Origin of the sequence: Dyadobacter frigoris, assembly GCF_005280585.1 — a bacterium.
In the GTDB taxonomy this organism is placed as follows: Bacteria; Bacteroidota; Bacteroidia; order Cytophagales; family Spirosomataceae; genus Dyadobacter; species Dyadobacter frigoris.
In genome coordinates, this window is sequence record NZ_SZVO01000021.1 from 22659 (window position 1) to 40374 (window position 17716).

A 17716-nucleotide genomic window follows, 5' to 3' on the forward strand; every position below is an offset into this window, starting at 1 on the left:
TACGTCCAATATGAAAGCAGTTTGCAGTGCTTTTTTAAGGTGGGTATATTCGCATGAAATGGGTATTATTTAGGTGAAATGACAACTTCTTTATTTTTCAGATTTAATTCATACTTCGCATCATTGAACTCGGTAATGCTCTTTAGAACACTTTCCAGGTTTTCGTCTTTGCCAAAGGTGGTTGTAAAACGCTGATTTTTTAGCCTGTCGTCCGTTATTCTAATTTTTATGCGAAAGCGCTCTCCAATATAGCCAGCTGCGTTGGATACGGTAACGTCATCAAACAACAAGTCCCTCATTTTCCACTCCACCGTTTTTTGCGCGTCCACAGTGCTTTGGACAGCCTCTTGTTTTACCGTATTATACGTTATTTGCTGATCGGGAATTAAGATTGCATAGGTGGTATTCTGATCACTGACTTTCACCTTCCCTCTCGTAACGGTTACAATTATACGTTCATCCTCAGACATGGCTTTTACATTAAAAGCAGTTCCTAGTACAGTCGTTGACAATTTCCCCGAATGCACAATAAAAGGTTTTTCAGCATTGTGCCGCACATCGAAGTATGCCTCTCCGGTCAGATAAACTTCCCTCTTTTTCCGATTGTCAAAGGAATCGGGGTAATCGATCTTACTGCCGGCACTAAGGATCACAGTGCTTCCATCAGGAAGTTGCAACAGATTATTGGCTTGAGCTGCTGGCCGACTACTTTTTACAAAAGAAACCTCTTCAGGCGTTTTCTTATTGTGCTTCAATAATACCGTGCAAACCAGCAACGCAAGCACCACTGCTGCGTAAGCCAGCCATTTTTGCTGTTTTCGTCCGGCTAATGGCAGGATTGGTTTGTTGTTTTCCGGCAAAAGTAAATACGTGTCAATGTGTTGTTTAATTTCCAGTTCCAGTTTGTCCTGCTCGCTGTCCGATAAATTATCCAGCACATTGGCTTGAATGTCGAATGCATTGTAGTAGGCTTTAAGCAGGCTTATTTCCTCCTGGGTAGCACTACCTGAACGGTATTTTTTTAATAGCTTCAAAAACTGTTCTTTCTGCATCTGATCGTTTGCTTTTGGAAAATTTCGTCCTTTAATAATCCCTTTATTACTTAAATTCCAAGGTACCTGCTTATAAGACAGCCAAAACCAAATTCCGCCCACACGCTGTGCAAACTATTTTTGTTTAAATGCTTTTCAGAGGAATAAAATCTGTTGCCCGCCACTGTTTTGCAGGAAGATAAGGTGCACAGGCGCTGCATTCAACCAGTTTTAACAAATCCATTATTGACGGCTAAAAATTAGCTGGCAGACAGGATTGAAACTATTTTTTGATCCGTAAGCGGTATTAATCCTATACTTTTTACAACAAGTACCTCCCGTAAAAGGTTGGATCTATCTGAAAAAGAAGCCGTCCCCAGCAATAAAAACAGCAATCCCATTAGTAACTCTGCCTTTAATTTTGACATCGCTCTGCCCAGCTGATTCCGGACAGTTTTGGGAGAAATAGCCAGCTTGTTTGCGATTTCATCGCTGGACAAGTCATGATCATAACGCATTCGAAAAATAACCTGCTGCTGCCTCGGTAAACTTTCAATTAATACTTCGTAAGCTGAAAAAAGTTCATTGTAGCGCATCTGAGCATCTGCGTTATCTTTTTGATTATCAAGTTGTATTAGCAGATCAGCGATAGATACAAATTTTTTCTCTTTTTCGATCCAGTTAAAAACGCTGTTGCGGACAGCGATATACAAATAAGATGGCAAACTTTCAATATTCAAAGATGGGTTCGAGCTCAGGCGGCCCCAAAGTTGTACAAATATATCCTGCGCTATATCTTTTGCCTGATCTGAATTACTGAGCCGTTTATAGGCTGCATTGTATACAAATTTCCAGTACTTTTTGTAAAGCACATCAAATGCATCTCTATTTCCGTTGCAAATGCCAAGAATCAGCAGGCTGTCCTCTTCCGTAGCTATATCCCTCATTATTTCTGATTACAACCCTTTTATGGATAAATATCTATTAAAAGTATAAACTCTGATTAAGCAAAGCAAATTCTATAAAAACATAATCGAGAAATATTATATATTGACTTTTAACAGAATCACAAAACAAATGACCTAATGTGATTTTTAATATTAATAGACAACAAACCGAGGGCACACCATTGAGACCACCCAAGAGCACGCCAACCCATTCTCAACAGATTAATCTATTCCCTGTAATGGCCTGTATCCAGATCGTCCGCAAGCAAACCAGCAGCAAGGAGCCCTTTTTAACCCAAGTTGTATTAGCTCATTAAAGCACGCCGTGGCAAAGATCACATTGTCATGACATCCAAATAAAAGTTAGGAGTCAGAAGTGTTCTTAAATTGGTTTAACCCGAACTTAGATCAAAGACACAGCTTTCCCTCCTTTTTTCTTACTGCGGTCGGCCGCCTGTATAAATCTGAATATTTCGAGGGTTTGTGTGGAAGATACCGGAGGTTTCCCTGTATCAAAAAAGGATATAATCTCGCCAACCAGTGGTTCATAAGAAGCAAATGGCCCAAGCGGAGCGATGCCCTTCTCACCAAAAGCCGTTCCGGCGATATTGGCAGCTCCTGCCCTTATACCTCTGAGTGTTCCAATTCTTCCGTCATCCCATACACCAACGACCACATCGGTACCTTCCTGGTAAGTCCTGCTTACATGCCTGCAACCCGTCCCCATCACTGTGAAAAGCATTTCTACGCCATGAATGGCATACCAGGCCAGATCACTGTGAGTTTTATCCATCTTCGCAGGCGTGTATACATCAACACCAGTAATTTTACCAATAGAGCCTGCCACTACTTTTTGGACACTCGCATCAAATCTTAAGGCAGAGGATGAAAAAATTGGCGTATTGGCTTGCTGGGCAGCACTAAAAATCGCTAAGGCACCCTGAAGATTCGCTGCCACCGGTTTGTCGATAAACATTCTTTTACCCGCCTTTAGTACCGGCAACGCCTGTTCCAAATGAGATCTTCCATCGTTTGATTCCAGTAAAACCACATCAACCTTAGTCAATAGCTCTTCAATGGAATTGACAATCTCTACACCTTGGTTTTGCACTGCTCTTGTAATGCCGTCCTTGATTTTCAAAGCTGAAGCGATGTCTTTGCTTCCGTGAGGATAAGCAGCCACTACTTTATAGCCTTTCATTTCCGGGTGATTTGCATTGATGATTTTAGTAAATACTTCACTGTGGCTGGTGTCAAGGCCTATGATCCCAACTCTTTTCCCTACCTCGGTAAGGGAAGTTTGTCCCCAAACCATTTCCTCGGCGAAAGTCATCAAACCGGTTGTACAAAGAACTGCGTTTTGTACAAAGTTTCGTCTGTTCATAAATTGGTCATTGTTTAAAATACATTCAGTCGATATGAAATAATGCTTCTCTTGCAATTTGATTTTAAATACTAAAAACAAGCACGGATCACCCTTGCCGGATATCCGGCAAAACGATTACTTTTTAACCCATTTTGGAATCTATCCCTGCCTTCAGGTGATTTCTATTTTCCCAAAAAATAGTTCGTCTTCGCTGCCATGACATACCTTATCAGTACAAACAGCAACGTCATGCGGCTTAGATCCGGATGGCTGTGATCCAACTCACAGCCCGTTAAAGGTATTTATTTCGTAAGAGCTGCAATATAAGAAATAAAACTGGCCTCAGGATTTTTATAAGAATTGCGAACCGCTCAAGACGTACAACGATTCCCTAAAATAATTTTCGTTTTGTTACTTTTTTGGTGACTAGCCGTATTTTATAATGGTATTGAAAATCTCCTGTTTTAAATTTCAGAACATCTGTATATTCCGGGAAAACTTTACCAGTAGCTACTTATTTACTCCAATAAGTATGTAAGCTGAATATTCAATATTAGTTTTTCATTTTTGTCTTCTTAATAAACATCCGACAAATCAATTTTATTTGCAGAGGCTGTCAGTCGTTCGAGTTCCGGGTCGGCATAATCTCCGTGCCAGCGCGCTTTCAATGCCCATTTTCTAAACCTCATCATGCGTTTCAGATTTGATGGTGATCAGGCCGGATACGCCTTTTATGCCTGCAAGTATTTTAATGAGCCTTTCAGCTGCTTCTCTCTGGTAATTCCAGTTGAGTTCTCCTTCCAGGGTAATGCAGCCATTTTCAACTTTTACCTTTACTTTGTCGTTGGGAATTTCCCAGTTCCATTTGTAAGCGTTCAATACTTCATTGACCAGATCGTTGTCATCACGGTCGTACAGGCTGCTATATGTTTTGATCTCAATTTGTTCAACCACTACTTTTACGCCTGTAACTCTTTTAGCAGCTTCTGATTTTTTGACGTAACTGTCAACTGTTCAGAAAAGTGTGATAATGCCATCTTTTGCGGTAACGCCTATTTCGGCTGCTTTCAATAACGGCTCCCATTTGATAGTATCCTGAACGTCTTTCTGTAAATCCTCATTGGTTTTCATAATCTCTGTGTTTATTGGTAAAAGTGTTATCACCAGAATAAAGGTCAGTAAACGCAGAGCCGGTTAACTTACATCCTTATGGCTATGAGTTGTATCAATCACTGTTTTTGGCGGTACTACACACTATCTCAAAAAAGAAAACGGAACACAGAAATACAAGGTGTAAGTCAATCTGCCAGTTTTTTTGATCCATAAAATGACCAAATCACAGGCAAACAGAAGGGTAACAATAATTAGAAAACATTTTCTAATTATTGTTACCCCGTCACGTTTATAAGCTTAAAACAAATAGCTTTGGCTTAATCAAAAGTTGAGCTTTTCATGCACGAAATTTCACTGGTAAGAAACATTTTCAGAACGCTGGAAGAAGAATTCCCTTACGACTTCGGGCAGATCAGGGATATCTATCTCACGGTGGGGCTTTTGTCCAATGTACAGCCCATTGCTATGGAAAATGCTTTTCAGGCTGTTTTGGAAGATGAGCCACGTTACCGGAAAACCAAATTGAAAGTAGAAGTATTGCCTATACTGATTCATTGCAGCGATTGTGATAAAAACACGGCGGTGGAGCAGTACCGCTTCGTTTGTACGTTTTGCGGAAAGCCAAGCAAAGAGGTTATTCAGGGAGAAGAGTTACTGATCAAAAAAGTTGAATTTGAAGATTAGAGATATATGGAAGCAATAAAACCCAAGTCAAACCGTGCGGCCGCAGGTTCGGTGCAATGCGACAATACCACTTTTAACTTACTCAAAGTGAATGACTTTGTCGCAAAAGCCATTCGTGACCGTTTGCCTGAAATATTGGTGATAAACTTATGCTCCTCACCGGGAAGCGGGAAAACGACCCTTTTGCAGGAAACAGGCAAGCGCTTAAAAGGTAAAATTAACATGGCTGTGCTTGTTGGTGATCCTGAAACCGAGCGTGACGCCATTCGAATGCGCGATGTCGGCATTCACGCCTTACAAATTGTGACCGGCGGCATGTGCCACATTGAGGCGCAAATGGTTTACCAGGCCCTGGACCATTTCGATCTGACTGGCGTGGATCTGCTTGTCATTGAAAATGTCGGGAATCTGGTTTGTCCGGCTGCTTTTGATCTGGGTGAAGATTTTCGGGTAACCGTACTTTCCACGACCGAAGGCGACGACAAGCCGAAAAAATATCCGCGTATGTTCCTGAGCAGTGAGCTGATGCTGGTATCAAAGGCCGATTTGCTACCCTACGTGCCTTTTTCAGTGGAGGCAGTCACGCAGGATGCGCGCGATATCAATGCAGATATTGAAGTGATCACCGTTTCGAGCCTCAAAGGAGAAGGCCTGGATCAATGGTGTGATTGGCTGATTGAACGCGTTTTGGCTAAAAAAAATAAATTTCAGGAAGCATGAACAAAACGGATTTTACCGGATTGGAAGAAAAATTCACCCACCAGGGTGAATCAGATATCTTTTGTCCGGTATCTCCACAAGAAATAAAGAATGATATCAGTACCACATTTTCAATTAAACTAAATGGTCTGGTGCAAGGGATCGGTTTTCGCCCTTACGTATTCCAACTTGCAAAAAAATGGAATCTGAAAGGGACGGTGAGTAACGGCCCATCTGGTGTTCATATCCAAATTTTAGCGAACGAAAAGATTGCCAACGATTTTCTGGAAGAAATTATCTCTAATCCGCCTGCGTTATCACGAATAGTCAGTCATGAGCTAACTGAAAATGCTTTTACAAATTTCAGCCATTTTGAAATTATTGAAAGCAAAACGGAACAATCCGGCGCTTCAACACTACTGACGCCGGATCTGGCGATGTGTGAAAATTGCCGGCAGGAACTTCAAGATCCCGACAACCGCCGTTTTCGTTATCCATTTATTACCTGCACGCATTGCGGCCCAAGGTATTCGATCATTCAAAAACTGCCTTATGACCGCGTGAATTCTTCCATGCAGGATTTCGACATGTGTCCGGAATGCCACGATGAATTTGAAAATCCGGAAAACCGAAGATTTTATTCGCAGACTAATTCGTGTAAATCCTGCGGTCCCCGCTTGTTTTGGTATGAATCGAAACTGAGTAAATCCGAACAGGTTCTCATTGACAATCAGGATGCTATTTTAACAGCTGTTAAAGACGCTCTCACAAAAGGAAAAATCCTGGCAGTTAAAGGAATCGGTGGTTATTTACTGCTTTGCGATGCAGCCAACGAGATGGCGGTTAAAACTTTAAGAGAAAGAAAACACCGACCTTCAAAGCCGTTTGCCATTTTATATCCGGATATAGAAAAACTTCGCCACGATACCTATGTTACAGATTGCGAATCTGAACACTTGCAAAGCCCTGTCTCTCCTGTGGTTTTGGTAAAGAGAAAAGAGATCAGTCGTTTTTCAATCGACGAATCGGTAGCTCCCGGACTGGATCATTTAGGAGTAATGCTCCCCTACTCGCCCCTTTTAGCCATCATCGCAAGTGATTTTCGAAAACCGCTTGTAGCGACCAGCGGCAATATCAGCAATAGTCCCATTATTTTTCAGGACAAAAAAGCATTAGAAGAACTGGTTGGCATAGCCGATTTTATACTGACTAATAACCGGGAAATAGTCACGCCACAGGATGATTCTGTGATCCGTTTTTCAGCTTTACATCAAAAAAAGATCATCCTCCGGCGAAGCAGGGGAATGAGCCCTGACCTAGCCATTTCCCAAAAGACATCACCTTTTCCTTCACAAAAAATAGCATTTGGTGCATCTGCCAAAAGTACTTTTTGTATACAAAATGGCAACGAAAAATACATCAGCCAGTATCACGGAGACCTTGAAAATTATGACACCCAGGAAAGTTTCAGGCATTCGCTGAATCATCTGACAACTATTTTCGGACTGTCACCTGCAACGCATGGAAATTTCGCAATGCTACTGTCTGATATGCATCCAGGCTATTTTTCAACCCTTTTGGCAGATGAATATGCAGCGAAGTTTCATGCAAAAGTGACGAAGATCCAGCACCATCAAGCCCATTTTGCTGCGGTTTTAGCGGAAAACGACCTCGCCGAAGATTCTGAAAATGTGTTAGGTGTCATTTGGGACGGAACGGGTTACGGAACCGATGGAATGATCTGGGGCGGCGAGTTTTTTTATCAAAACCAGCGACTTCACTTTCCATATTTCGATTCTTTACTGGGGGATAAAATGGCAAAGGAACCCAGGCTATCGGCTTTGGCAGTACTTTCTGCTTTTTCAAAAGAGCCATTGCCTCGTTTTCTTGAAAATAAATTCACCAACACCGAATGGACTTACCTGCAAAAAGTAATTGGCAGTAATACCTTAAAAACGAGCAGTATCGGCCGCCTTTTTGATGCCGTGGCAAGTTTGACAGGATTAACTGATAAGACAAGCTTTGAAGGCGAAGCGGCCTTACTTCTGGAACAGGAAGCACAGCGCTATTTTGATGCCAACGGATACGATTTTCCAGAAAACTATTTTGACAAAGCGGAATTTTTGATCGATGAATTGATCGCCGATATCCACAAGGAAAAGCAAACGGGCTGGATAGCCGCCAAATTCCATTATTCCGTGGTAAAATTCGCGGAGCATACAGCAGTGCAGCTGGGCGCGAAGAAATTAGCTTTCAGCGGCGGCGTATTTCAAAATACACTACTTACAGATCTTTTCATCGAAAACCTTTCCGGGAAATTTGACCTTTATTTTCACGGGCAGCTTTCTCCGAATGATGAAAATATTTCTTTGGGACAATTGGCTTATATAAATGCAGTAAAGGTTTGAGTTCAAAACATAAAACCAAACCTACCCCCCAGGGAAACCTGATTGAAATACTAAAATATCGTTCAACCCGCTTCGTGCATTCGTGGCATAAAAATAAATCTGTATGTGTCTAGCGATCCCTGGTAAAATAAAATCCATTGAATACCAGTACGATGGGCTGGTAAAAATGGCAAAAGTGGTATTTGGCGGAATTACCAAAGAAGCGAGCCTGGACATGGTACCACTGGCCAAAGTAGGCGATTATGTGCTGGTTCACGTTGGTGTGGCTATCAGTATTGTGGATGAAGAGGAAGCCGAAAAAACATTTTCATACCTAAAAGAAATCGGCGAACTGGACGAATTGATAGAAAGCAGCCAGCTTGACCGGCCTAACCAACTATAATATGAAATTCCTTACCGAATACCGAAATCCTGAAATGGTGGCGATGTACCTGGACGAGCTGCGAAAAACCGTAACCCGGCCCTGGACCATTATGGAAGTTTGCGGAGGACAAACGCATAGCCTGGTAAAAAACGGCATACTGAACCTGCTTCCACCGCAGATCCAGATGGTACACGGGCCCGGCTGTCCGGTTTGTGTAACACCACTTCAATTGATAGACAAAGCCGTGTTCCTGGCTGAGAAAAAAGGGGTTATCCTATGCTCTTTTGGTGATATGATCCGCGTTCCCGGGTCAGAACGCAGCCTGCTGGAAGCCAAAGCCGCCGGTGCGGATGTCAGGATCATGTATTCGCCTTTGGAGGCTGTTAAAATGGCAAAGGAAAATCCGGACCGGGAGGTGGTGTTTTTTGCGGTTGGTTTTGAAACTACGGCGCCTGCCAATGCGCTGTCTGTGATCCATGCAAAATTGCTGGGCCTTAAAAATTATTCAATCCTGGCTTCCCACGTCCTTGTTCCGCCTGCAATGGAAGCGATCATGAACGACGAAGTAACACGCATTCAGGCCTTTTTGGCGGCCGGCCATGTCTGTGCGATCATGGGCATGGGACAATATTACGATCTGGTCGAAAAATTCGACGTACCCATTGTGGTGACCGGATTTGAACCTGTGGATCTTTTGCAGGGAATATTGATGACTGTCAGACAGCTGGAAACGGGTAAGGCAAATCTTGAAAACCAATATGCCCGTGTGGTCAAACCTGAAGGAAATCCCGAGGCCTTAAAAATTATTAAACAGGTTTTTAAAGTAACCGACCGGGAATGGCGCGGACTGGGCATTATCCCATTGAGCGGTTGGGAAGTCAAGGAAGAGCTGGCACTTTTTGATGCTTCCAAAAGATTTTCTATCAACATAGCAAGAGCGCCTGAATGTCCGGATTGCATTGCCGGACAAATACTAAAAGGAATTAAAAAACCAGCACAATGCAGCCAGTTTGGCACCCGATGCACGCCTGAGCATCCGTTGGGCGCTCCGATGGTTTCTTCCGAAGGTGCCTGCGCGGCCTATTATCATTTTGCCAATGTAGGATGATGATTGGCTGTCGGTTATCAAACTACGGTAAGGCACAAAATTCCAAACAATTGCCTGACCGCACCAGCCGAAAGCCGACTGCATAATCTAATTCGTCTTAATATCTAATAATTACATATAATGTCCGCACCTTTTTTTGCCCAGCTTTCCTGTCCGATGCCCAAGCTCGACTTTGATATCATTACACTGGGACATGGTTCGGGTGGAATTTTAACTAATAAGTTACTGGAATCGGGTGTATTCAATTTGCTGAGCAACCCCTATCTGGATGAAAAACATGACGGGGCAGTGTTCACCGCAACGGGTAAAATGGCCTTTTCCACAGACAGTTACGTCGTAACGCCTGTCTTTTTTCCCGGTGGCAACATTGGCGATCTGGCGGTAAATGGAACAGTGAACGATCTGGCGATGTGTGGCGCCATACCGAAATACCTGTCACTGAGTTTTATCATCGAAGAAGGACTGACGATGACTGAATTCTGGGACATTCTGGTTTCCATAAAAATAGCATCGGAAAAAGCCGGTGTACATATTGTAACGGGTGACACCAAGGTCGTGGAAAGAGGAAAAGGCGATAAAATTTTCATCAATACTTCCGGCATTGGGCAGGTACATCCGAAAGCTGAAATATCTTCCAAACATATTAAAACCGGAGATAAAGTGATCATTTCGGGCAACATCGCAACGCACGGAATCGCTATCATGTCGGTGCGCGAAGGACTCGATTTTGAAACCGATATTGTGAGCGATACGGCCAATGTAGCCCACGATGTGCTGAGCCTCCTGGACGAATTTGGATCAGACATTCACCTGCTTCGTGATCCTACCCGGGGTGGCGTGGCAACTGTACTTAATGAAATAGCAAAAGATATTTCCCTGGGTATTGATCTGGTTCAAAAACAGATACCCGTACTCGAACAGGTGCAGGGGGCCTGTGAACTTCTGGGACTGGATCCGCTGTATGTGGCCAACGAAGGCGTGTTCATTGCCATCGTTGCATCAGAAATTGCCGTACCTTTTTTAGCAAAACTAAAAACCCTCGACGTGGGCACGGATGCCGCCATGATCGGAGAAGTGGGCGAATCTCATCCCGGCCAGGTCGTGATCAAAAGCCCTATCGGAGGCAGAAGGGTTGTCAATATGCTGGTTGGAGAACAATTACCAAGGATTTGCTAAAATAATGATCACATACAATCAAACCATCGAAAGCCTGCCAGCAATAGTCAAACGAACCCGCATATTTGAGGGCGCACCAGGAAACCCGTTTTTGGCTCCGCGTGGCGTATGGATCACTGGCACCAAACTGATCGTTGCGGATACAGGGCAGAACCGGATTTTTATATGGCATAAGTTTCCCAAAGATCAGTTCTGTGAGCCGGATATGGTTCTTGGGCAGCTGCAACCTGCTGATACCGGGAGAAATTCGGGAGGTGTAGTAAATGCTTCAACATTACAATATCCATCCGGGATCTGGTCTGACGGGGTTATGCTGATCATTGCAGATGCCTGGAACCACCGCGTGTTGGTATGGCATACTTTCCCTGTTGTTTCCGGCCAGCCCGCAGATGTCGTGATCGGTCAGCCCGATTTTGGTTCCAACTTGCCGAATGTAAAAGGCATAGGAAATAACCCTTCTGAAAGATCGCTTAACTGGCCGTACGGTGTTTTTTCTGATGGACATAAACTCTGGATTGCGGATACAGGTAACCGCCGTGTTCTTTATTTTGAGAAAATCCCGACAGTCAATTTTGCAGCCGCGAACAATGTAATCGGAAAAGACTTTTTTAACGAGCGTGATTATGAGAGCAATGACGCGGTCTGGCCGTATTCTGTGAGGGTTTCAGATGCAGGCATTTTATCGATCACCGATACCCAATACTACCGCAGCCTGATCTGGAAAGACTGGGAAACGGCTTTTTCTCAAAAAGCAGATGTGATCATCGGACAGCCGGATCTGGAATCCAGCGGACAAAATCAGTACAGATCCTTGCCTGAAAGTGATACCATGAGCTGGACTTACGATAGTTTTTTTTTCAAAAACGGTATCGTTTTGGCTGATACAGGGAATAGCAGACTTTTGTTTTTTGATAAAATCCCTCAGACGAACGGGGCCATGGCAGACAACCTGATCGGACACGGATCATTTCAGATAACCAGTGAGAATGCAAATACAAAAAATGGCACCAGCCAGCAGCTTTACTGGCCTTTCTCAATTTGCATTTCAGATAACCACATGGCAGTCGCTGACACCGGGAATCACCGGATTATTTTATACGATTTAAACTAAACCTCTTCTCATTTTTTCATCAACCGAATTCAAATGGAAATCCTTCCTTTATTGCTGGCAAGCCTGGTTGGTTTCACCCACGCCTTTGAAGCCGATCACCTGGTGGCAGTCAGCTCGATTGTAACGCGTCGGAACAATACTTTGCTTGCCTTAAAAGATGGCATTTTTTGGGGATTGGGGCACACTTCTACCATTTTGCTGGTGGGCTGTATTTTTATTCTGGGTACTTCCAGAATAAATTTAGCCAATTTTAAATATTTGGAAGGTGGCGTTGGTATCATGTTGATTTTTTTAGGTTTGAAAAGATTATCGGGGCTCTATAAGGCAGGCCTGGTACATACAGAAGCTCATCGTAAAGGAAACCCACACGAGCATAAACTCGCATACAGTGTGGGTTTGATGCACGGACTAGCAGGGAGCGGCACGTTGATATTTTCGGTTTTGACAACCATCAAAAGTTCTTTGAGCGGCATGGCATATCTGATGATCTTCGGCATGGGATCCATTGCAGGCATGATGGTCGCGGCGGGCATATTCAGCGTTCCATTTTCAGAGAAGTTGCTAAAAAATAAAACCCTGAGAATAGCATTAACCTTCCTTTCGTCACTGCTTTGTATTATTTTGGGTGGAAAAGTAGTGTACCAGAATTTTATCGCATAAACAAAAACTTCATGACTTACGATGAAAGCGACTTTGTCGCCTATGCTTTAAAACAAATGGAAATTACCGTTATTAAACGTGAAGGCAAGTATTTTGATCTGGAAAACGGTTTCTCTCTGGAAGTGGAGCAGCGGGAATTATATAAAATCTCACACGATGGCCTGGTGATTTCCCCTTTTGATGACATCGGTAAACTCTGTACCTTTATTAAAAATGCCACAAGGCCAGACTTTCAATAAATCGTTCAAAACACGTTCAGCCTGAGTTAAACTACACTCTTTCTATCATGAATCATGAACTCAGCGTAGTGGCACTTTCGGAGAGTATTTCCAGCGCAGGAAACTTTGTCCTTGTCCTGGAAAATTCCGTCAGCAAACAACGAATTCCATTGATTATCGGCCGGACAGAGGCCCAGTCTATTGCAACAGCGATGGAAAAAATGGAAGTTTCCCGGCCCCAAACACACGATCTTTTTGCAACAACGTTAAATCTTTTACAGGCTGATTTAAAACAAGTGGTTATCAACCGTTTTGAAAAAGATGTATTTTACGCCTCCATATTTATAAAGAATAAAACGGAAATCTTCGAAATCGACGCCCGGCCTTCCGACGCCATTGCTTTGGCCGTCCGACTGGGCTGCCCTATTTTTGCATCAGAAGAAGTCATTGAACAGGCATCTTTTATTTCGGAAGATAAATTCAGGGACAAAAAAGGTTCATACGCTGAATTCTCTCTGGAAGAACTCGAACAACTGCTGGTTTCGATTCTGGCAAAAGAGGATTACGAAAGTGCGGTCAGGATCAGAGAAGTTATTGAAAAACGAAAAAATCGTTGATGTCAAAAAACAGGCCCCTAAAGGAAGCGCTCACGACTAAGGCCAAAATTAGTGAAGCGGCTTTGTTTTTATTTAACCACTTCGGCTTTGTCAATGTGCGTCTGCAGCATATTGCCGACGAAGCCGGATTAAGTGTGGGAAATCTTGCCTATCACTTCAAAACCAAGGATGAGATCGTCGAGCTGCTTTATGAAGAGATTATAGCCAGGCAAAAAAACCTTTTGACCGATCTGAGAATGATCCCGCTTTTTATAAACCTGAATAGCTACATCGACAATACATTCCTGATGCAAAAGCGTTACAGCTTCTTTTTTACTGACACACTCGAAATCATGCGTGCCCATGCTGCTATCCGAAAAAAACACCGGGAACATATTCAGTGGCAAACGATCCAGCTTAAAATTTATATCCAGTTCAATATCGCAAGGGGCGCCCTCCATTCTTTCGAACTTCCCGACAGTATCGAGAACTTTTCCAACCGGTTTATATTATTAACCGATTCCTGGATGGGCTACAAAATACTTCAGGGAGAAAAAATTTCGGAATTGGAGTCTCAGGAATTTCGTTCGTCACTATGGGGCATGACGGCTCCAAACTTCTCCCAGGCAGGAAAAAACGAGTTTATGCAAATGCTAGCCTATCCTTACGACGGTCTGGGATAACAACTAAATTTTGAATATTAGAAAAAATTTTCCAATTCCATTTCATTTTGCTAATTTCAACAATTAATGATAAACCGTTGTGTTTGGGAAAGCTTTTAAAATGAAATCGGACGATCTTACTTTTGTTTATACCTGCCAGCTAAATACTTTCTAAAAAGTTTCACCCTTCTTTGCAAATACTAAAAAAACAATGAAACCCAGATTCAACATCGATATAAAAGCTTACGATGCCTTGTTAGAAGGGTTGAATCAACAATACTTTGTTGAAAAACGAGGCGACCAGTCCGATTTCCGGCTCTACTTCGATGATCTCTGGCTGGCTGATACGGCCGTGATAGACGATGTTCACCGCAGCCGTGGAGCTTGGGCCGTCGATCTCATATTCGCATCCATCCACAATCCGTTGAAGTTTATCAGGCGGCATATCACGTTGCATTCATGTCCGAAACGTGCAGCCCAGCAAGGTGAGTTTATGCGTCGTGTGGCGGCTAAAGACCAGCGCGGCACACTTTCTGTAAGCATCCGGTCTTTACAGATATGTAAAAACTGAAACCATGTACAATACCAAAATAAAAATCCTGAACGCATCCGTCCGCCTGTTTAATGAAAACGGGATCGATAGCGTGCGGCTTCAGCAAATTGCGGATGAGTCAGAAATGAGTGTTGGTAACCTTGCGTATCACTACAAAAGCAAAGATGTTTTAATTGAAGCTGTTTACGAGCGCGTTTTTGATGAATTTAACGAAATTTTCCGTCATTATCTGAAACGTCCTGACCTGGCCGATTTTGACATCCAGATCAGTATCTATTACACCTTTTTCAGCAGGAACCGTTTTTATCTGAGCGAGTTTTTTAAAGCCAACAACAGTACGGCACCGCATTATCTGCAATGGCAGGATTGCACGGCCAAAATGCTTTTGCAACTGAGGAGCCGGTTGCAGTTTATGGTCAGAAAAAATGAACTGTTGCCTGAAAAAGAACCTGGCCAATACGAACTGCTGGCCGAGCAGATATGGATGTCGCTGGTCTTTTTCATCCCAAAAAGCAATATGATTGGTCAGCATTATGACGAGATCAGCTACAAAAAAAATATCTGGAATTTGCTGAGGCCTTATTTCGGACCTGACGGGCTTGAAGAATTCAGGGCGTTGATCGTGCCGGTGTTGTTTTGATAAAAGAATTTATCTTCCTGCTGGCAATCATTACAACGGCGATAAGCAGCGCTTGCCGGAACCATTTTTGACTTTTATTTTCCCTCATTTCAATTCCCTGTTTGCTAGGCATTTATGACCTCTTATGCACGCAATTTCAATTTAGCAAACAAACTATTATCTTCATGACTGATTTTTTAACTTCGTAAGGTGCGATATTTAGAGAATAGTTTTTTAAAAGGCAATTTTCAATATCCTGCCCTCCAGATTTTATTTCCTCAATACGCAACGATGTCCGTAAAAGCGAAAAAAACTTTCAGCCCTTTCCTATTCATTGCAGTAATCCTATCCATTACACTTCTTTCCATTGCTGGTTATGGCCAGGGCTTATCTGACCTAATCAATAATTTCAATCGATTTAAAGGCAAACCATCGGATTCTCTACAGGTTTCAGTATGCAACAGACTGGCTGAAAAATACTTGTACAACAACCCTGACAGCTCCATTTTATTCGGAAAGATAGCCTTGCAATCCGCTAAAAAGCTTCACCTCTCCAAAGAAAAAGCAATAGCTTACAATCACATTGCAAAAACCTACTATGTTACCGGGTCCTATTTTGAGTCGTTATCGTATGCGGATTCAGCGCTGGCCATTGGCAAAGAACATGATTTTAAACCAGAGATCGCCATTGCGATCAATACCAGAGGGTTGATCTATCTTGGCCAAAACCGGTTGACCGAGGCAATACCGGAATTTTCGAAAGCATTGCTCCTGAATGAACAACTAAAAGACAGTGCAAAAATTGCGGCAAATTATTTCAACATAGGCTTAGCATACGATGAACTTCACCAGTTCGAAAAAGCTTTTTCTAATCTAAAAAAAGCCCTGCTGGTTGCAAAACAATGCAAAGACGGACATTTGAACCAAATGTCTCTGAACAGGATCGGCGAAACCTATTACCATTCCAAAAATTATAAACAGGCTTTATACTACTTCCGGTCTGCGCTCAGTTTTGCCGCTTATCAGGACAATTGGGAGAAGGGTTTTGCGTATTCCGGTATAGCTCAGGTACTCTACGAAATGAAGCGCTATCAGCAAGCCCTGGACTATGCGGGCACGAGTTTTACACTAGTGAAAAAGCTGAATACCGACTGGGATACCGAGAGGGCAGCACACATTTTATCAAAATGTTATGCCGCATTAAAAAATTACCAGAAGGCTTATGAATACCAGACCATAGCGCGCGCTTATGGCGACAGTATTCTGAACGAGAAAAAAGAACAGGAAATTAATTATCTGCATTTGCAGGACAAAAAAGCAGAGAACTTAGAGTTATTGCGAGAAAATGAACACAACCGGCAGGTGATCAGAAATAATCGTATCGTCATCTCTCTGACCACACTGTTCTCGCTACTGCTCTTGGCAGCGTTATTCTTTCTGAGACGTAATATAATTCGAAAAAACGCTTTGAACCAGGAACTAAAACATAGAAATAATGAAATTGAACAACAAAAAGAAGAGATTCAGGCACAGCGAGAGGAGCTCGTATCAATCAATATAACCAAAGACCGTGTATTATCCGTAATTGGCCATGATCTGCGAAGCCCTTTTGCGTCCGTTCGTCAGGCACTGGAACTGATAAAAAGTGGCGATCTGGACGAACGTGATCAGGAAGTATTATTGGAAGATTTCCATAGACAAATAGCGCTGGTCTCAGAGCTGATCGATAATCTGCTAGCCTGGGCCAGCAGCCAGCAGAGCGGCGAAGAGATTAAATATAAAAAGGTCAATTTAACAGAAACCACGGAAAAGGTACTCTCGCTATACAAATACTCTTTTGAACAAAAAAAACAACACATCGTATGCCTCTTCAAGGAGAATGTGTTCATTGAAGCGGATGAAAATCATGTCAGAATCATCCTCCAAAACATCCTTAGCAACGCCATCAAGTTTACGCCTCAACACGGGACCGTCACCTTGTTTTATACCCTGGAAAACGATTTCGTAGCCGTCCATATCAAAGACAACGGAATGGGCATGTCAAAAGAAAAATTAGCAGAATTATTCAAGTCCTCCGGCGTGGCCATAACCGAAAAAGGAACCGACCTGGAACCAGGAACCGGCCTTGGCTTATTGCTTATAAAACAATTTGTAGAAGAAAATAAAGGTCGGATCGAAGTGAGAAGCCAAAAAGATAAGGGATCTGAATTTATCGTTTATTTTAAGGCAATTCAAAAGTCCGGACCCGGTTTATAAAAACGTTCATAGCCACACCGGCGTGAAATGCCAATGCCTCGGCTAATAATAACCTGGCCGAATTAAAATAAAAAGGCTACCTGGCCAAAAGATGATTTTGATCATTTTCTCCCCATTATCTTGTATTTAACTTTAACCAACCCGA

Annotated in this window: 18 protein-coding genes; 14 read left to right on the forward strand and 4 right to left on the reverse strand. The window is 42.8% G+C overall.

Annotated elements, in window-relative coordinates; translation table 11 throughout:
- Positions 1–65 precede the first annotated feature (65 nt).
- From FDK13_RS30730 to FDK13_RS35935, 4 genes are all read right to left on the reverse strand, one after another.
- Positions 66–1052: a FecR family protein gene (locus FDK13_RS30730; protein WP_137343855.1), complete on the reverse strand. Its 987-nt coding sequence runs from the start codon at positions 1050–1052 to the stop codon at positions 66–68.
- 239 nt (positions 1053–1291) lie between these two features.
- Complete coding sequence (locus FDK13_RS30735) at positions 1292–1978, reverse strand: RNA polymerase sigma factor (protein ID WP_137343856.1); 687 nt, start codon at positions 1976–1978, stop codon at positions 1292–1294.
- A gap of 403 nt (positions 1979–2381) precedes the next feature.
- Complete coding sequence (locus FDK13_RS30740) at positions 2382–3362, reverse strand: Gfo/Idh/MocA family protein (RefSeq protein WP_137343857.1); 981 nt, start codon at positions 3360–3362, stop codon at positions 2382–2384.
- Between the two features lie 660 nt (positions 3363–4022).
- A complete protein-coding gene (locus tag FDK13_RS35935) occupies positions 4023–4298 on the reverse strand; it encodes a BON domain-containing protein (RefSeq protein ID WP_220417468.1) in 276 nt (91 codons plus the stop codon).
- Between the two features lie 498 nt (positions 4299–4796).
- Between FDK13_RS35935 and FDK13_RS30750 the strand changes: the two genes are divergently transcribed.
- From FDK13_RS30750 to FDK13_RS30815, 14 genes are all read left to right on the forward strand, one after another.
- Positions 4797–5141 carry a hydrogenase maturation nickel metallochaperone HypA/HybF gene (locus tag FDK13_RS30750; protein ID WP_137343858.1) on the forward strand — a complete coding sequence of 115 codons (345 nt, stop codon included), beginning with the start codon at positions 4797–4799 and terminating at the stop codon, positions 5139–5141.
- 6 nt (positions 5142–5147) lie between these two features.
- Positions 5148–5861, forward strand: a complete 714-nt coding sequence (gene hypB, locus FDK13_RS30755) for a hydrogenase nickel incorporation protein HypB (RefSeq protein ID WP_137343859.1) — start codon at positions 5148–5150, stop codon at positions 5859–5861.
- Positions 5858–8248, forward strand: coding sequence for a carbamoyltransferase HypF (gene hypF, locus FDK13_RS30760; protein WP_229216290.1), 2391 nt, complete (start codon positions 5858–5860; stop codon positions 8246–8248). The genes hypB and hypF overlap by 4 nt, the downstream gene beginning before the upstream one ends.
- A 103-nt stretch (positions 8249–8351) precedes the next feature.
- A complete protein-coding gene (locus FDK13_RS30765) occupies positions 8352–8630 on the forward strand; it encodes a HypC/HybG/HupF family hydrogenase formation chaperone (protein ID WP_137343860.1) in 279 nt (92 codons plus the stop codon).
- A gap of 1 nt (position 8631) precedes the next feature.
- Positions 8632–9720: a hydrogenase formation protein HypD gene (gene hypD / locus FDK13_RS30770; protein WP_137343861.1), complete on the forward strand. Its 1089-nt coding sequence runs from the start codon at positions 8632–8634 to the stop codon at positions 9718–9720.
- 120 nt (positions 9721–9840) lie between these two features.
- Positions 9841–10896: a hydrogenase expression/formation protein HypE gene (hypE, locus tag FDK13_RS30775; protein ID WP_229216291.1), complete on the forward strand. Its 1056-nt coding sequence runs from the start codon at positions 9841–9843 to the stop codon at positions 10894–10896.
- 4 nt (positions 10897–10900) lie between these two features.
- A complete protein-coding gene (locus FDK13_RS30780; protein WP_137343862.1) occupies positions 10901–12007 on the forward strand; it encodes an NHL repeat-containing protein in 1107 nt (368 codons plus the stop codon).
- 33 nt (positions 12008–12040) lie between these two features.
- On the forward strand, positions 12041–12667 hold the full coding sequence (locus FDK13_RS30785; protein WP_137343863.1) for an urease accessory protein: 627 nt from the start codon (positions 12041–12043) through the stop codon (positions 12665–12667).
- Positions 12668–12678: 11 nt separating this feature from the next.
- Positions 12679–12906 (forward strand): hypothetical protein, encoded by a 228-nt coding sequence (locus tag FDK13_RS30790; RefSeq protein ID WP_137343864.1) that lies wholly within the window; start codon positions 12679–12681, stop codon positions 12904–12906.
- 47 nt (positions 12907–12953) lie between these two features.
- Complete coding sequence (locus tag FDK13_RS30795; protein ID WP_137343865.1) at positions 12954–13502, forward strand: bifunctional nuclease family protein; 549 nt, start codon at positions 12954–12956, stop codon at positions 13500–13502.
- The gene (locus tag FDK13_RS30800; RefSeq protein ID WP_137343866.1) at positions 13502–14164 is read left to right on the forward strand and encodes a TetR/AcrR family transcriptional regulator; all 663 of its coding nucleotides are present in this window, start codon (positions 13502–13504) and stop codon (positions 14162–14164) included. Before FDK13_RS30795 ends, FDK13_RS30800 begins: the two co-directional genes overlap by 1 nt.
- 190 nt (positions 14165–14354) lie before the next feature.
- Positions 14355–14714, forward strand: coding sequence for a hypothetical protein (locus FDK13_RS30805; protein ID WP_137343867.1), 360 nt, complete (start codon positions 14355–14357; stop codon positions 14712–14714).
- A 4-nt stretch (positions 14715–14718) separates the two neighbouring features.
- Entirely contained in the window at positions 14719–15336 is a 618-nt protein-coding gene (locus tag FDK13_RS30810; RefSeq protein ID WP_137343868.1) for a TetR/AcrR family transcriptional regulator, read from the forward strand.
- A gap of 189 nt (positions 15337–15525) precedes the next feature.
- Positions 15526–17571 (forward strand): tetratricopeptide repeat protein, encoded by a 2046-nt coding sequence (locus FDK13_RS30815; protein ID WP_137343869.1) that lies wholly within the window; start codon positions 15526–15528, stop codon positions 17569–17571.
- Positions 17572–17716 lie beyond the last annotated feature (145 nt).